Here is a 15,716-nt window from a genome sequence, read left to right as displayed (position 1 = left end):
GTGCTTGCCATTAAGGAGGTGGGATGTAATGTTGATTACATGGATACAGACGAAGCAACGGCGCAACTGCGTGCCTGGTTCACCGGGCGGCTTCCCGAGGGGTGGTTCACGGGGCCGGTCGAGATCGTGCTCGATCGGGAGGAGATCACCGTGCTCGGGTCGCTGCCCGAGCCGCAGGGCGAGCTGACCGACGTCGAGCGGGCCGCGACGCTCGACGGCATGGTCGGGCGCTTCCGTGAGGAGACGCGCGAGCGGCGGATCGAGATCGCGGCCGAGGCCGAGCGGCGCTTCAGGCGGAAGGTCTCGTGGGGGGCGGTCGCGGGCGGCGAGACGGTGATGTTCACCACTCTTTCGGTGCCGGTGATGACACGACTGCGACAGTCGGAGCGACAGGTGCTCGACACACTGGTGGCGGCGGGAGTGGCGCGCAGCCGCAGCGACGCCCTCGCGTGGTGTGTGCGCCTGGTGGGCAAGCACACCGACTCCTGGCTGGCCGAACTTCGCGACGCGCTCCAGCATGTCGACAGAGTGCGCGCAGCCGGACCGGACATCGCGCCACAATGAGGCATAAAAAATTGGACTAAACCATTTGTGTTATTGGTTTAGACCTCTCGCAAAGGACTGGACCACTTTTTTAGAATCGATTCCGCTGGGTAGTGCTCCTCCAATCACCGGGCCGACTGCCTGCGGGAATCCAAAGGTCTATGCCAATTGGATTTCTCGTGGACACCTCGTCGATGATGTTTTGGCCCTGAGAAGATGGAGGAGCGTACGCCGTGTCCCTTTCCCTGGAAGTACCCGCCCCGACGACCAACTCCGAGTTGGCAGCCTGGGTCCGGGAGATCGCCGCACTCACCCAGCCCGACCGGATCGAATGGTGCGACGGTTCGGAGGCCGAGTGGACGCGCCTGACGAACCTCCTGGTCGAGCAGGGCACGTTCAAGCGTCTCGCGAAACGCCCCAACAGCTTCTACGCCGCCTCCGACCCCAGCGACGTCGCCAGGGTCGAGGACAGGACCTACATCTGCTCCGAGCGCGAGCAGGACGCCGGGCCGACCAACAATTGGATCGCTCCCGACGAGATGCGCGCCACGTTCGGCGAGCTGTTCGCCGGATGCATGCGGGGCCGCACGATGTACGTCGTGCCGTTCTGCATGGGCCCGCTCGGCGGTGACATCTCGCAGCTCGGCGTCGAACTCACCGACTCGCCGTACGTCGCGGTCTCCATGAAGGTCATGACCAGGATGGGCGACGAGGCGCTGCGGCTCATCGAGGAGCGCGGGACGTTCACCAAGGCCGTGCACTCCGTCGGGGCGCCGCTGGAGCACGGCCAGGACGACGTGGCGTGGCCGTGCAGCTCGACGAAGTACATCAGCCACTTCCCCGAGACCAGGGAGATCTGGTCCTACGGCTCCGGCTACGGCGGCAACGCGCTGCTCGGCAAGAAGTGCTACGCGCTGCGCATCGCCAGCACCATGGCCAGGGACGAGGGCTGGCTGGCCGAGCACATGCTCATCCTGAAGCTGACCCCGCCCGCCGGTGAGGCCCGCTATGTCGTCGCGGCCTTCCCGAGCGCCTGCGGCAAGACGAACCTCGCCATGCTGGAGCCGACCATCCCGGGCTGGAAGGTCGAGACGATCGGCGACGACATCGCCTGGATGCGTTACGGCGACGACGGCAGGCTCTACGCCATCAACCCCGAGGCCGGGTTCTTCGGCGTCGCGCCGGGCACCGGTGAGGCCACCAACGCCAATGCGATCAAGACGCTGTGGGGCAACAGCATCTTCACCAACGTCGCGCTCACCGACGACGGCGACGTGTGGTGGGAGGGCCTGACCGAGCAGCCGCCCGCGCACCTGACCGACTGGAAGGGCCGCGACTGGACGCCGGACTCGCCCGAGCCCGCCGCCCACCCGAACTCCCGCTTCACCACCCCTGCCGCGCAGTGCCCGACCATCGCGCGCGAGTGGCAGGACCCCAAGGGCGTGCCGATCTCGGCGATCCTGTTCGGCGGACGCCGCGCCACCGCGGTGCCGCTGGTGACGGAGTCGCTGAGCTGGCAGCACGGCGTCTTTCTCGGAGCCAACGTCGCCTCCGAGAAGACCGCCGCCGCCGAGGGCACGGTGGGCGAGCTGCGTCACGACCCGTTCGCGATGTTGCCGTTCTGCGGCTACAACATGGGCGACTACTTCGCGCACTGGCTCAAGGTCGGCGCCAAGGAAGGCGCGCGGCTGCCGCGCATCTACTACGTCAACTGGTTCCGCAAGGACGCCGACGGCCGCTTCATCTGGCCCGGCTTCGGCGAGAACAGCCGCGTGCTCAAGTGGATCGTCGAGCGGCTCAACGGCGAGGCCGATGCCGTCGAGACGCCGATCGGCCTGCTGCCCGTCGCCCTCGACGTCGAGGGCCTCGACCTGGACGAGGACGGCCTGCGCACGCTGCTGTCGGTCGACACCGAGGTGTGGAGGCAGGAGGCCGCGCTGATCCCCGGCCACTTCGCCACGTTCGGCGAGCAGCTGCCCCAGGAACTGTGGGACGAGCACGCGGCGCTAGTCGACCGTCTGGGCTAGTCTGCCGTCGTTTCCGGCAGGTCAGGCGTTTTATCGCACGTCAGCGGCCGGGGCATTCGTGCCCCGGCCGTGCTGTACGACTTGCGGCCTCTCGCGAGAAACTCTCAGGCATCGGGGATCGTCTATCCGTTCAGACGGGGATCCTCCTTCCCCCACGGGAGGCGCACATGTCGCAAGTCCTGCTCGTCGTCGTCGCGGTGGTCCTCATGGGTGTGGTCGGCTCGGCCGTCAACAGCCTGAAGCGTGAGCACCGCCGTGTCCGCTCGGTCGCCGCCGTGACGCGCGGGCCGCTGGGGCACTACGAGCTGGCCTATCTGTCGGGCGGGCCGAGACGTGTGGTCAACACTGCCGTCGCCCTGCTGGCCAAGGCGGGCGCGCTGCGCGTGTCCAGAGGCGGCCTGCTGCATCCCGTGGCGGGCGCCACCTCGCCGGACCCGGTCGAGCACGCCGTACTGAGTGTGCTCGCGCGCGGCGGCGTCACCTCGGCCGAGGTGCGCAGGCAGGTCGGCAACGGCCCCGCGGTCGAAGGGCTCAGGTACCACCTGCTCGCCACCGGCGTGCTCGTGCCCGACGGGCAGCTCAACGGCGTGCGCTCCCATCTGACGCGGGTGCGCGTGGCGCTCGGCTTGGCGATGGCGGCGGAGCTGATCTTCATCGCGCTGCTGGTCGTCGGTCTGGCCGACGTCGACTTCTTCTTCGTCGTCGCCTTCGTCGTGCTCGGCATCGCGACCGTGACCGGCCTCGCGGCCTACCAGAGGCACAAGCGCGCTCTTGGGAACGTTCTCAGCCTCGCCGCGCACGAGGAGCTGCGCCAGGCCCAGCGCGCGCACGTGCGGGGCTTCCGCTCGCACGCGCCCGACCTGGCGTTCGCGGTCGGCATGCCGGTCGCGCTGTACGGCCTGACCGAACTCGGCGACCCCACCCTGGGCAACGAGATCGACCAGGAGATCGTGCGCAACCAGTCGAACACCGGGAGCGGCTGCGCGGCGGGCGCGTGCGGCGGCGGCTCCTACGGAGGCGGCGACTTCGGCAGCGGCGGGTTCGGAGGAGGCGACTTCGGCGGCGGTGGCGGCGACTCCGGTGGAGGCGGCGACTCCGGCGGCGGAGGATCGAGCTGCGGCGGCGGCGGTGGATGCGGCGGCGGCTGCGGTGGCGGCTGAGCACCGGACGACGCCCGTGAGCGGGCACACGCCGATCGGCGGGCCCGCGGCGCTGGGCGAGCCCGCGCCGAGCTACCGGCCTGAGCGTACGGCGCGCACGGGCGTGCCAGGCGCGAAGGAAGGGCACGGCAGGCTCGGCGTGGGCATCGGATGGCGGCCCGACATCGACCTGACCGTCGAGCGGATGGCCGGTGTCGACTTCGTGGAGATCGTCGCCGAGAACGTCAGGCCGGACCGGCTGCCCGACTCGCTGCGGGTCCTGCGCGCCCGTGGGGTGCCCGTGGTGCCGCACGGCGTCTCGCTCGGCCTGGGAGACGCCACGCCGCCCGACGAGCGCCGCCTGGCCCATCTGGCGGCCTGCGCGCTGGCCCTGGACGCACCGCTCGTCAGCGAGCACCTGGCGTTCGTCAGGGCGGGAGGCGTGGAGGCGGGGCACCTGCTGCCGGTGCCGCGCACGCGTGACGCGCTCGACGTCGTGACGGAGAACATCAGGCGGGCGCAGGAGGCCCTCCCGGTGCCGCTGGCGCTGGAGAACGTGGCCGCGATGTTCGGCTGGCCCGAGGACGAGATCGGCGAGGCGGAGTTCATCGGCGAACTCGTCGCGCGCACCGGCGTCAAGCTGCTCGTCGACGTCGCCAACCTCCACAACAACGAGGTCAATCTCGGGCACTCGGCCACGCGGGCGCTGGACGCGCTGCCGCTGGAGGAGCTGGCCTACGTCCACGTCGCCGGAGGGCACGAGCACGACGGGATCTGGCACGACACCCACACGGCCGTCGTGCCGGACGCGGTGCTCGCCGTCCTGGCCGAGCTGTGCGCACGCGTGGACCCGCCGGGCGTGCTGCTGGAGTGGGACGACGACTATCCCAGCGACGCGGTGCTGGCCGGTGAGCTGGATCGGATCAGGGAGTCAAGGGATCGGGGACTGAGGAGAAAGGCGAAGTCCTGACCAATGGACATGGCTCTGCACATCGTGTCGGCGCTGCTGGTGCTCGCCGTGGTGGTTTTCGGTCTCGGGATGGCGAAGGAGCAGCGGGGAGGCGCTGCCGCGACGGTCGACGACCTCGGCTGGGACGAGCTCGCCTTCCTGTCGGGCGGCCCGCACCGCATCGTCGAGGCGATCAGGGTGGGCCGGGTGGACAGCGGCCGTGCGCCGACCTGGATGCCGGGCGACCCGGGCGAGGACGAGGACGCCGCCTACCGGCGTAAGGCCAGCTTCCAGAACAGCTGGGAGGCCACCGTACGCGTCGACGTGCGCCAGGCGGCGGCGCCCGCCGCCGAACGGCTGGCCGCGCTCGGCGTGCTGCCGACGACCGAGTCGAGGGATCGTTACGCCAGGCTGGCGAGGTTCGTCGGCTACGCCCAGACGCTGGCCGTCGGGGCCGTGCCGGTCGCGGCGCTGATGATGGCCGCCGACTGGATCACCTTCGGGCCCGCCTCGATGGCCGCGATCGGGGCCCTGGCCCTGGCCTACGCCCTCGGCCTGTGGTTCAGGTCCCGCGTCAGCGGGCGCGCCCAGGTGCGGGGCCGCCTGGTCGCCGAGGCGATGCGCCGCCATCCCCGCGAGCGCCTCGAACTGGCCTTCAGGGTCGCCCTGTACGGCCTGGCCGAGGTGCGCGACAGGGAGCTGAACAGACGGGTGGCGCGCACGCCCGCCAGGCCCGAGGGGCTGAGCCCCGACGGCGCGCTGCACTACTCGTGCGCGGCGGGCGACTGGGCCAAGGACGGCGGCTGGTCCTACACCAAGCCTGCCAAGGCCGTCTCCGGCGCGACGGGTCCGGATGCCTGAGCACGGCCTTGCGGCCGCCAGGGAGCGGCTCGGGGCCGCGCAGGAGGCGGTCGTGGCCGCGCTCGTGGCCGGAGGCGAGCCGCCCGGCGGGTTCGACAGGGAGCGGCTGGCCGTACAGGCGCACAGTCTGCTCAGCAAGCGGCGCGGCATCGTGGCCAGGATCAGGCCCGATGCCGCCGCCGCGGCGGGCGGCGCGCTGGCGGCGGAGTTCGCCGCCTATGCGCGGGCGCGTGCCGGGCCGCCTTCCGGGTACCGGGCCGACGCGGCCGACTTCGCCGCCTGGCTGGTCGACAGGGGGCTGATGGCGTCGCCTCCGGTCGTGCCGCCGCGTCGCCCCGGCCTGCTGGCCCGGTTGCGCGGGGTGAGGTCGTCGGGGTGAGGTCGTCCTAGACGGGTGAGGCGGCTGTCCGTTTCTGGAGGTTTGGCCGAGTTGGGGGTGGATAACCTCACTGAGGTGGGGGGACTACGATGCGTTGATGGATCTTACCTGTCCGTCACTCCCGTGGCGTGCACGGACAGTGTGGGCATGCCGTACGAGATCACCCTTGAGCTGCACCGGGACGGCACGCCGTACGGGATGGTGGGGGAGCGGTGCGGGTGGTTCCTCGCGCGGCTGGCGCACGGGGTGGACCGGGCGCGGCAGGGGGAGGGCGAAGCCGGGCTGTGGCCCGATCCCGACGACAGGTTCCCCGAGGACGAGCCGGACAGCGAGCTGTTCTCCTTCAGGTATCGCACGCGTTCGGGCGTCGTGGGCGGCGGGGAGCTGCGCTGTCAGCTGCGGACGATCCCGATCTGGGTGCCGGGCCAGGAGGCCGGTGGGGAGTGGCGGCTGACGCGGCGCGCCTACCTGGAGGCGTGGGGCACGGGCGGTGTGGGACTGCGCGCGGTGCTGACGTCGGGGGAGCTCGCGGTGTTCGTGCGCGACCTCGTGCGTGAGGCCGAAGGCTGCCTGGGAATGCGAGAACTCGGCAGGAATCCGGTTGAGGGGGCGGGCAGGGGCGAAAGGCGGTGATAATTGCCTGTTGGCTCGTTCGGCCTGGTGTGATTCACCCGGTGGTGCGAGTGTGGGCACAGCACCGCTCGGGAGGGACTCCGTGGGCCTGCGCGACCTGGTCTACCGGCTGTACGAACGCCGGCTGGAGGCCAAGCTGTCCAAGGACAGCGCGAACTTCCCCCGGCACGTCGGCGTCATCATCGACGGCAATCGCCGATGGGCGCGCGCCATGGGCCTCGAGGACGTCAGCACGGGCCACCGCAGGGGCGCCGACAAGATCGCCGAGCTGCTGACGTGGTGCCGTGAGGCCGGTGTCGAGATCGTCACCGTGTGGATGTTGTCCAGCGAGAACATGAGCCGTTCCAAGGGCGAGCTCGACTCGCTGATGAAGATCATCGAGGACGTCGTCCAGGAGATCGTGGACGACGGATGGCGGGTCAGCCCGGTGGGGGCGCTCGATCTGCTGCCCGACAGGACGGCACATGTCCTGAAAAACGCAAAAGAAGTCACATCACACCGTCCAGGGCTGATTGTGAACGTTGCGGTTGGGTATGGAGGAAGACGTGAGATCGCTGATGCGGTGCGCTCTCTCCTCCAGGAGCACGCCAGCAAGGGGGCGAGCATCGAGGACCTCGTGGAGGTACTCGATGTGGAGCACATCGCCGAGCATCTCTACACTCGCGGCCAGCCGGACCCGGACCTTGTCATCCGGACATCAGGGGAGCAAAGACTCTCCGGATTCCTGCTGTGGCAGAGCGCGCACTCGGAGTTCTACTTCTGCGAGGCCTACTGGCCCGACTTCCGCAGAGTGGACTTCCTGCGTGCGCTCCGCGACTACGCCGCGAGGCACCGACGCTACGGTTCCTGAGCCCGCCCCCGGAGAAACGGCAGGTGAACACCCCCTTTCGGTCAGGCTTGACCTATTGGGGACGGGGTATGCAGGACCTAACGTTGGTAGCGACCGGCCACAGGCCGGTCGCTCCGGAGAGGGCCCGCCTTTGCGCAACGACCTGCTGAGGGGGGCCGGAACACGGCTTTTCTCCGCGCGGTCGCGGGCAGGAGCGGAGTTCCGGTCCGAATCCCATCTCGTCTGCAGGGCGCCCAACCCCACGGGTGCCCGGGGGAGAACGTGTGGCACTGTCCTCGAGCAAGTCGTCGTCCACCGCCAAGCGCACCTACGTGCTGGACACCTCGGTCCTTCTCGCCGACCCGGCGGCAATGACCCGCTTCGCCGAGCATGAGGTCGTCCTGCCCATCGTCGTGATCACGGAGCTGGAGGCCAAGCGGCACCATCCCGAACTCGGTTACTTCGCACGTAAGGCGCTGCGCTACCTCGACGACCTGCGGGTGGAGTACGGCCGGCTCGACGAGCCGATGCCGACGGGAGACGGCACGATCAGGGTCGAGCTCAATCACAGCGACCCCTCCATCCTGCCGGTCGGGTTCAGGCTCGGCGACAACGACAGCCGCATCCTGACCGTGGCCAAGACGCTCGCGGCGGAGGGCTGCGACGTGGTGCTGGTGTCCAAGGATCTGCCGATGCGGGTGAAGGCCGCCTCGATCGGCCTGTCGGCGGAGGAGTACCGGGCCGAACTCGTGGTGGAGTCCGGCTGGACCGGCATGGCCGAGATCCAGGTCACGACCGACGACGTCGAGAACCTCTTCGAGCACGGCACCGCCGAACTCGACGACGCGCGCGACCTGCCCACCCACACCGGCCTGCGGCTGCTGTCCACACGCGGCTCGGCGCTCGGCAGGGTGCTGCCGGACAAGTCGGTCCGCCTGGTGCGCGGCGACCGCGAGGTCTTCGGACTGCACGGCCGATCGGCCGAGCAGCGGATCGCCCTGGACCTGCTCATGGACCCCGAGGTGGGCATCGTCTCGCTCGGGGGCAGGGCGGGCACCGGAAAGTCGGCCCTGGCGCTCTGTGCGGGTCTTGAGGCCGTGCTGGAGCGGCGTCAGCACCGCAAGGTCGTCGTCTTCCGCCCGCTCTACGCCGTCGGCGGCCAGGACCTCGGCTACCTGCCGGGATCCGAGGGCGAGAAGATGGGGCCGTGGGCGCAGGCCGTCTACGACACGCTGGGCGCGGTCACCACGCCCGAGGTGATCGAGGAGGTCCTGGAGCGCGGCATGCTGGAGGTGCTGCCGCTGACCCACATCAGAGGCCGCTCGCTGCACGACTCGTTCGTCATCGTGGACGAGGCCCAGTCGCTGGAGCGCGGGGTGCTGCTCACGGTGCTGTCCAGGATCGGCGCCAACTCCAGGGTGGTGCTCACGCACGACATCGCCCAGCGCGACAACCTGCGGGTCGGCAGGCACGACGGCGTCGTCGCGGTGGTGGAGAAGCTCAAGGGCCATCCGCTGTTCGCCCACGTCACGCTGACCAGGTCCGAGCGCTCGCCGATCGCCGCCCTCGTCACCGAGATGCTGGAAGACGTCACGATGTAGGCCGCCCGCCCGCGGTGAGGTCGTGGAACTCACTGCAGTTGTGGCTTCCGCCCGACTTGGCCGACTGCCCCGGGATGACCTGAGTCACCTCGACCTCCCAGATTCCCGGGTGCAGGGTCGCCGTGCAGACGATCTGCGCCAGGCCCTCGCGCGGCAGCGGCACCTGGCCCTTGACGACCAGGTGCAGCCGGTAGCCCCTGATGTCGGGATCGTTGCGCTGGACGGGATCGCTCAGCGCCTCGGTCTCGCTGCTGCTGATGGCCAGGCCGCTGAGGTACCCGGGTCCGGGGTCGTCGAGGCCGCCCTGCTGGTTGGCCGAGTCGAACAGCGCCGCCAGCCGGTCGTCGATGGCGTCGCCCGACACCCGCACGACCGATCGCACCAGCTTGTGCCCCTTGGGCAGGTAGATGTCCCTGAACTGGGCGATCGACGTACTGATCACCGGAGGGTCGCCGACGGCCACCACGCCGGTCGGGGTGATGCCGCACCCGGCGAGGAGTACGGCCAGCAGCGCCGCGAGCGTCAGGCGTCTCATGAGTGCGGCAGCCATACCGTGAACAGCGTCCCGGGGTTCTGCGTCCTGACCGAGATCGTGCCGCCGTGCAGCTGGGCGTTGGCCCTGGCGATGGCCAGGCCGAGACCGCTGCCCTGACTGCGCAGGCGTCCCGCCTCCGCCTTGTAGAAGCGGTCGAACACATGGGGCAGCGCCTCGATCGGGATGCCTCTGCCGTGGTCGCGCACCTTGACCTCCAGTCCGTTGACCGTGCCTCTCGCGGTGACGACGACGGGCTCGGCGCCGTGCTTGAGCGCGTTGCCGACCAGATTGGCGACGATCACGTCGAAGCGGCGGGGGTCGACGTTGACGACGAGGTTCTGCGGCGCGCTGACCTTGACCCGTTCACTCCATCCGCGCATCTCCAGGCTGTCGTCGATGGCCTCGGCCACCCCGATGTGCTCCAGGTTGAGCGTCGCCGTGCCCGCGTCGAACCTGCTGATCTCGATGAGGTGCTCGACCAGCTCCCGCAGCCGCTCCACCTCACGCAGCACCAGCCGTACGGCCTCGGCGGGCGCGTCGGGCAGGCGCTCGGCCTCCTCCGACAGCATGTCGGCCACCGCGGTCATCGCGGTCAGCGGGGTACGCAGCTCGTGCGAGACGTCGGCGACGAACCTGCGCGACATGGCTTCGAGCGAGCGCAGTTCGGCGACGCTGAGTTCGAGTGCGGCGGCGGCGTCGTTGAAGCGCGAGGTCAGCTCGGCCAGCTCGTCCTGGCCGTGCACGGGCAGCCGGGTGTCGAGCTTGCCCTGTCCGAGCGCCTGGGCGGCGGCGCTGAGCTGACGCACGGGAGAAAGTACCTTGCGCGCCGACAGCAGGGCCACGGTGAGCGCGATGAGCAGCGTGATGCCTCCGGCCTGGGCGAAGGCGCCCCTGAACCCGGCCAGCACCTTCTCCTCGTCCTCGAGGGAGACGAAGACGAAGGCCACCAGGCCGGTCGGCATCGGCTCGCGGCCCTTGCGCTGCTGCTTGACCTGCGTGCCGATGACCAGCCAGAGCCGGTCGTCGATGACCTTGCGCTGGGTGACGAGCCTGCTGAGCGCCTGGCCGCGCAGCTCGCCGCCCACGTCGTCGGCCGAGATGGCGTAGGTGCTCGGCCTGAACTGGTCGGGGTAGACCGAGCCGTCGTACTCGATGAGAGCACGGCGCTTGGGCCCGCTGAGCGTGTTGGCCAGGGCGAAGAAGGCGGCGCTGTCGGGCGGGCTCTCCCCGGCCTGCAGTTCGCCGACGGGGAAGTTCACGCGTTCGAGCTCGCGCGTCATCCGGCCGACGGCCTCGCTCTCGGTGCGTGCGACGAGCGTGCCCTTGGCCAGCTCGTAGCCGATGCCCGCGACCAGGGCCGACGCCGTGACGGCGACGAGGGTGAAGGTGACGACCAGACGGGCCCGCAACCCGGTCAGCAGCGCGATCATGCCGGCCCCCGGCGGGCGGGAGGCCTGATGGAGCGTGACATCACGGGGGATTGAACCGGTAGCCGAAGCCGCGCACGGTGTGGATGAAGACCGGCTCGGCCGGACGCGGCTCGATCTTGGCCCGGACCCGCTGGACACAGGCGTCGACCAGGCGGGAGTCGGCCACGTGCGTGTGGTCCCAGACCACGCGCAGCAGGTAGCGGCGGTTGAGCACCTGGCCGGGGTGGCGGACGAGTTCGAGCAGCAGGCGCAGCTCGGTCGGTGTGAGGTGCACCTCCTTGCCCGCCAGGGTGACCTTCAGCGCACCCCTGTCGATCACCAGGTCGCCGAACGTGATGCGGTCGGAGGCGGCCGACTCGGCCCTGCGCAGGATGGCCCTGATCCGGGCGTCGAGCACGCGGGGCTCGACCGGCTTGACCACGTAGTCGTCGGCGCCCGCCTCCAGGCCGACCACCACGTCCAGGTCGTCGCCCCTGGCGGTGAGCAGGATGACGGGCAGCTGGTCGAGGCGCCTGATGCGCCTGCACACCTCGACGCCGTCGATGCCGGGCAGCATGACGTCGAGGATGGCGATCTCGGGACGGCGCGACCTGATGTGGTCGAGCGCCTCCTCGCCGGTGGCATAGGAGGTCACGGAGTGCCCCTGCCGGGTCAGCGCCAGCTCCAGAGCTGTTCTGACGGAGGGGTCGTCTTCGACCAAGAGGATGCCTGCCACCCGCACATTATTCTTGCGTATCGGCATATGGCGTTCTCTGTCATGAAACTGTGACAAGCCGTGCACGGTATCTGGACGAACAGCAGGGAGCCTGGATTCGGTCCTCCCTTCGGACCGGGGGCGCGAAGGGCGGGCCTCAATGTGGTGAAAATCACATCTGATGGGAAAGCCCTGTCTAACCTGGCGGTTAGTCAATGGAACGCCAACCGAATGCCAAGGATCGGTTGCGCACCACCCCCTATCTCAGGGCAAGCTCAGAGGTCGTGAATCCAGGTCCGGAGTTGAGGGAGCGCCCGCCGCGTCAGGCGCCACGCCGCGCGCGCAGGTCGGCTGCCCCGAAACGCAAGTCGGTCGCCCCGAAGCTCGTCCTGATCTTCGGCACCGTGACGGTCGTTCTCGTGGCCGGAGGCGGCTTCGTCGCCTACCGTGCGATCGAGAATGCCAACACCCCGCCCACGCCGATCTCCCCCGAGCAGCTCTCGGCGTTCACCAGCGGCCGGTTCTACAGCGCCGACCCGGCGAGCGACCACCTCAAGGCCGAGGCCGCCCAGCAGGCGAAGAAGCGCGCACTCGCCGACGGCAGGGCCGCGACCGACGGCCTCGACCAGGTGAAGATCCCGCCGAAGGCCCCGGGCGGCGACGGCTTCGACCCCGCCGACTTCCCGGTGGGCAGCAAGCCCAACCCCGGCAGCAACAAGGCGCTCGGCAAGCAGATGCTCGACGCCATGGGCTGGTCGTCCCAGTGGGGCTGCCTGGAGAAGTTGTGGATGAAGGAGAGCGGCTGGAACGAGCGGGCGATGAACCGCTACTCCGGCGCCTACGGCATCCCGCAGTCGCTGCCGGGGAGCAAGATGGCGAGCGCCGGAGGCGACTGGCAGGTCAACGCCGCCACCCAGATCAAGTGGGGCCTCGGCTACATCAAGGGCCGATACGGCTCGCCCTGCGGCGCGTGGGCCCACTCCCAGGCCAAGGGGTGGTACTGACCGGTCACGGCTTGTCCCCGTTTTCGGCAAGCCGTCTCGCCCGCTGACCGGCTGACCGCCCACGCTGGGCCGCATGGGTGTGAAGGTCAGCGTGGTCGTCAGCGTCAGCAATCCCGGAGACGGCGCCGACGCGTGCATCCGCTCCGTCCTGGAGCAGACGCTTCCGCAGGACGAGTATGAAGTGATTTTCGTCGACGACGGCTCGACGGACGGCATCGCCGAGCGGCTCGACACGGTCGCCCTGGTCAGGACCAATGTGCGCGTGCTGCACCTGCCCCGCACCGGATCGCCGATGCGGGGCCGCAATGTCGGCATGGCGAGCGCGCGCGGCGACTACGTCTACCTCATGGAGCAGGGCGACCGGCTGGAGCGCGACGCGCTGCGGTTGATGGTCGAGCGTGCCGACGAGTGCGACGCCGACGTCCTGCTGGCCAGGACCGCCAGGGACAGGGGCGCGCCGCCGGTCGCCTTCGAGGTCGACCGGGCCAGGGCCGACGTGCTGCGTGACCGGCTGCTGACCCAGCTCACGCCGCAGAAGCTGATCAGAAGGGCCTTCATCGAGGAGCAGCGGCTCGGCTTCGCCGTACCAGGGGGGCGGGTGGCCGAGCAGGCGTTCTCGGTGCGGGCCTATCTCGCGGCGAAGGTGGTCGCGGTGCTCGCGGGCCAGGTCTGCTGTCATGTGGCCGAGCGGCCCCAGGAGGCGGCCTGCGATCCTCGGGAGACGGCGGCCGAGGTGCGGGCGCTGCTCGCGGTCGTCGACGAGCACACGGCGCCCGGGACCCGGCGCGAGCGCATGTACGCGCACTGGCTGCGCTCGGTGGTGCTCAGGCCGTTCGCCGGGGCCAAGTTCGCGGGGTCGTCGCAGGACCGGACCCGGCTGTTCACCGTGTTCGGGGACCTGGTGCGCGACAGGTTCCCGCAGGAGGTCGACCGCCATCTGCCCGTGCACCTGCGAGGTGTGGCGGCGCTGCTGCGCGCCGGGCGGCTCGACCAGCTCATCGTGTTCGCCGGAGCCTCCAAGGAGGCCAGGCTGCGTGCCGATCTCGGCGAGACGCGCTGGGACGACGACGTCCTCGTCATGGGCCTCGAGGTCGAGGTGCTCAGCGGCGAGGGCGGCCCGGCGATGTTCGTCCGTGAGGGCGGCAGGCTGCTGTGGCGTCCGCCCTCCTCGGTCGACGCGTCCCTGTTCGAGGCCGGGCTCACCGATGTGACGGCGGCCGTCGAGCGGGCCCGCATCGAGGTCTACGTGCGCCACGAGGACAGCGGCGTCGTCTACTTCGCCCCCGTCACCAGCGAGGTCGTCAAGGTCGAGGAGGGCGGCCGTGTCCGGGTCCGGGTACGCGGCCGGGCCAGGCTCGACGTCGCCACCGCCGCACTCGGCGCACCGCTGCGCTCGGGCCTGTGGGAGGTGCACGTGCGCATGTACGGCGGCGCGCACCGGGCCAGGGCCAGGGTCCAGCGGGCGGAGGGGCCGCTCACCTGTCTCGGCGTGCTGGCCGACCGGCCGAGGCCCCGGCTGGTGGTGCCGTGCTGGAGCGACACGGGGGAGCTGGGGCTCTACATCGAGCCGCCTTCGTTCTCCGACTCGATCGCACTCGTCTCGCCCGGCGCCAGTGTGGTCAGGCGGGAGGGGCACGCCTACGTCGTGGTGCCGGTGCCGTACGTGCCGCCGAGCGGAGGGCCCGCGATCGAGCTGGTGCTCAGGCGGGCGGGCGGCAAGGAACGTGAGGTGAGCGCGCCCGCGCTGGTCGAGCCCGGCCTGCCGGGACGCATGGCGGGCAGGCTGGTGGCCAAGGTGCCGCTGCGCAGGGTGATGGCGGGCGACGGCGTGCTCGGGCCGGGCGCGTGGCTGCCCTCGCTCAGGACCGATGACAGGGAGGTCGGGCTCAGGTTCGGCCTTGAGCTCAGGGGCAGCAGGATCGAGGTGTGCGCGGCTTCGGCCGTCGATCCCGTGCGCAGGATCGGCCTGCCGCCCGACACGATGTTGCGCCGATGGGCCAGGCGCATCCCCGGCGCGCGGCCACTGCTGCGGGCCGCACGCGCGGGCAGGGGGCGCTACCTGCGCGACTAGGAGCGCGCGAGGTGGGCGGCGAGCGTCCGGGCGAACCGCTCGGGGTGCTCCAGGTGCGGGCTGTGGCCGCAGTCCTCGAACACCACCTCGGTGTGGGCGCCGTACCTGGTCAGGACCTCGCGTGTCTGGGTGACCATGGGCTGGGCGGTGGTCCCGGGCGAGCCGGGCACGACGCCGAGCACGCCGAGGTGGGCCAGGTCGAACAGCGAGGCGTCGGACACGATGACGTCGTCGGCGCCCCTGATCCACAGGACGGGCGGCTTGACGGCGATCTCGTGCAGGTCGTCGAGGCGGAAGTACGTCGGGGCGAGCGCGTTGAGCACGCCTCGCCTGCCCGGCGCCACGCCCGGCCAGCCTTCGCCGGTCGCGGCCTCGCCCGGGTAGTGGTCGTCGCCGACGCGGGTGGTGAGCATCGACTCCACGTAGAAGGCCTCGTCGGCGATCGGGCGGTTGTTGACGTAGGCGGACCTGAACACCGACAGCGGCGAGGTCGGCGCCTCGTCACCTCGGTCGCCGTCGCGCAGCCTGGCCACGAAGTCCGCATTGGCGGCCCCGGCCCCCGCCCCCGAGCCGTCGGCATGCGTGAGCAGCCCCTGTACGCCCTCCGTGCCGCCGAACCCGTACGGCGAGACCGGATTGACCAGGGTGACGCTCCTGATCGCCTCAGGGCGGTCCCTGAGCGCCTGGAGCACCACGCCACCGCCCAGGGACCAGCCCACGATGTGCACGGGAGCGAGCTCCAGGGCGTCCAGCAGGGCGAGCACGTCGTCGGAGTAGTCGCGCAGGCCACGGGTGGCGTCGACCGGCTCGGGGTCGCTGTCGCCGAAGCCGCGCAGGTCGACGGCGAGCGGCCGGTACCCGGGCGGCAGCGCGGCCATGGCGTCGCGCCAGAACGCGGCCGACGACACGTTGCCGTGGACGAACAGGACGGGTTCGCCCGTGTCCCTGCCCTCGGCGGTCAGGACGTTCAGGGTCAGCCTGGGGGTCGGGATCTTCATGCGGTCCACCTTCTGGCTCTCAG

At 70.5% G+C, this 15,716-nt stretch carries 15 protein-coding genes; 11 read left to right on the top strand and 4 right to left on the bottom strand.

The window, feature by feature from the left end:
• Positions 1-39 precede the first annotated feature (39 nt).
• The 9 genes from ACTWNK_RS38520 to ACTWNK_RS38480 all read left to right on the top strand — a co-directional run bounded on the left by ACTWNK_RS38520 (position 40) and on the right by ACTWNK_RS38480 (position 8,961).
• Positions 40-564, top strand: a complete 525-nt coding sequence (locus tag ACTWNK_RS38520) for a hypothetical protein (RefSeq protein WP_474309856.1) — start codon at positions 40-42, stop codon at positions 562-564.
• Between the two features lie 212 nt (positions 565-776).
• The gene (locus tag ACTWNK_RS38515; protein ID WP_474309855.1) at positions 777-2,570 is read left to right on the top strand and encodes a phosphoenolpyruvate carboxykinase (GTP); all 1,794 of its coding nucleotides are present in this window, start codon (positions 777-779) and stop codon (positions 2,568-2,570) included.
• A 167-nt stretch (positions 2,571-2,737) separates the two neighbouring features.
• Positions 2,738-3,730 carry a TIGR04222 domain-containing membrane protein gene (locus tag ACTWNK_RS38510; RefSeq protein ID WP_474309854.1) on the top strand — a complete coding sequence of 331 codons (993 nt, stop codon included), beginning with the start codon at positions 2,738-2,740 and terminating at the stop codon, positions 3,728-3,730.
• Positions 3,720-4,679: an MbnB/TglH/ChrH family RiPP precursor modification enzyme gene (locus ACTWNK_RS38505; protein WP_474309853.1), complete on the top strand. Its 960-nt coding sequence runs from the start codon at positions 3,720-3,722 to the stop codon at positions 4,677-4,679. The genes ACTWNK_RS38510 and ACTWNK_RS38505 overlap by 11 nt, the downstream gene beginning before the upstream one ends.
• Positions 4,680-4,688: 9 nt before the next feature.
• Entirely contained in the window at positions 4,689-5,519 is an 831-nt protein-coding gene (locus tag ACTWNK_RS38500; protein WP_474309852.1) for a DUF2207 domain-containing protein, read from the top strand.
• On the top strand, positions 5,512-5,898 hold the full coding sequence (locus ACTWNK_RS38495) for an SCO6045 C-terminal-like domain-containing protein (protein WP_474309851.1): 387 nt from the start codon (positions 5,512-5,514) through the stop codon (positions 5,896-5,898). Before ACTWNK_RS38500 ends, ACTWNK_RS38495 begins: the two co-directional genes overlap by 8 nt.
• A gap of 147 nt (positions 5,899-6,045) precedes the next feature.
• Positions 6,046-6,531: a hypothetical protein gene (locus ACTWNK_RS38490; protein ID WP_474309850.1), complete on the top strand. Its 486-nt coding sequence runs from the start codon at positions 6,046-6,048 to the stop codon at positions 6,529-6,531.
• A gap of 82 nt (positions 6,532-6,613) precedes the next feature.
• Entirely contained in the window at positions 6,614-7,381 is a 768-nt protein-coding gene (locus ACTWNK_RS38485) for an isoprenyl transferase (protein ID WP_474309849.1), read from the top strand.
• 263 nt (positions 7,382-7,644) lie between these two features.
• Complete coding sequence (locus ACTWNK_RS38480) at positions 7,645-8,961, top strand: PhoH family protein (protein WP_474309848.1); 1,317 nt, start codon at positions 7,645-7,647, stop codon at positions 8,959-8,961.
• Here the strand turns inward: ACTWNK_RS38480 and ACTWNK_RS38475 are convergent.
• The 3 genes from ACTWNK_RS38475 to ACTWNK_RS38465 are packed head-to-tail and all read right to left on the bottom strand — an operon-like array spanning position 8,951 to position 11,641.
• Positions 8,951-9,496, bottom strand: coding sequence for a hypothetical protein (locus tag ACTWNK_RS38475; RefSeq protein WP_474309847.1), 546 nt, complete (start codon positions 9,494-9,496; stop codon positions 8,951-8,953). The genes ACTWNK_RS38480 and ACTWNK_RS38475 overlap by 11 nt on opposite strands.
• Positions 9,493-10,926, bottom strand: coding sequence for an ATP-binding protein (locus ACTWNK_RS38470; protein ID WP_474309846.1), 1,434 nt, complete (start codon positions 10,924-10,926; stop codon positions 9,493-9,495). Before ACTWNK_RS38470 ends, ACTWNK_RS38475 begins: the two co-directional genes overlap by 4 nt.
• 40 nt (positions 10,927-10,966) lie before the next feature.
• On the bottom strand, positions 10,967-11,641 hold the full coding sequence (locus ACTWNK_RS38465) for a response regulator (RefSeq protein WP_474309845.1): 675 nt from the start codon (positions 11,639-11,641) through the stop codon (positions 10,967-10,969).
• A 383-nt stretch (positions 11,642-12,024) separates the two neighbouring features.
• Between ACTWNK_RS38465 and ACTWNK_RS38460 the strand changes: the two genes are divergently transcribed.
• Positions 12,025-12,624 (top strand): aggregation-promoting factor C-terminal-like domain-containing protein, encoded by a 600-nt coding sequence (locus ACTWNK_RS38460; RefSeq protein ID WP_474309844.1) that lies wholly within the window; start codon positions 12,025-12,027, stop codon positions 12,622-12,624.
• Between the two features lie 73 nt (positions 12,625-12,697).
• Entirely contained in the window at positions 12,698-14,695 is a 1,998-nt protein-coding gene (locus ACTWNK_RS38455; protein ID WP_474309843.1) for a glycosyltransferase family 2 protein, read from the top strand.
• Here ACTWNK_RS38455 and ACTWNK_RS38450 read toward each other — a convergent pair.
• Complete coding sequence (locus ACTWNK_RS38450; protein ID WP_474309842.1) at positions 14,692-15,693, bottom strand: alpha/beta fold hydrolase; 1,002 nt, start codon at positions 15,691-15,693, stop codon at positions 14,692-14,694. The two genes, ACTWNK_RS38455 and ACTWNK_RS38450, sit on opposite strands and share 4 nt — an antisense overlap.
• Positions 15,694-15,716: the final 23 nt, after the last annotated feature.

The organism is Nonomuraea sp. IBHARD001 (assembly GCF_056106265.1).
This window is presented reverse-complemented; position numbering and strand designations above follow the sequence as displayed.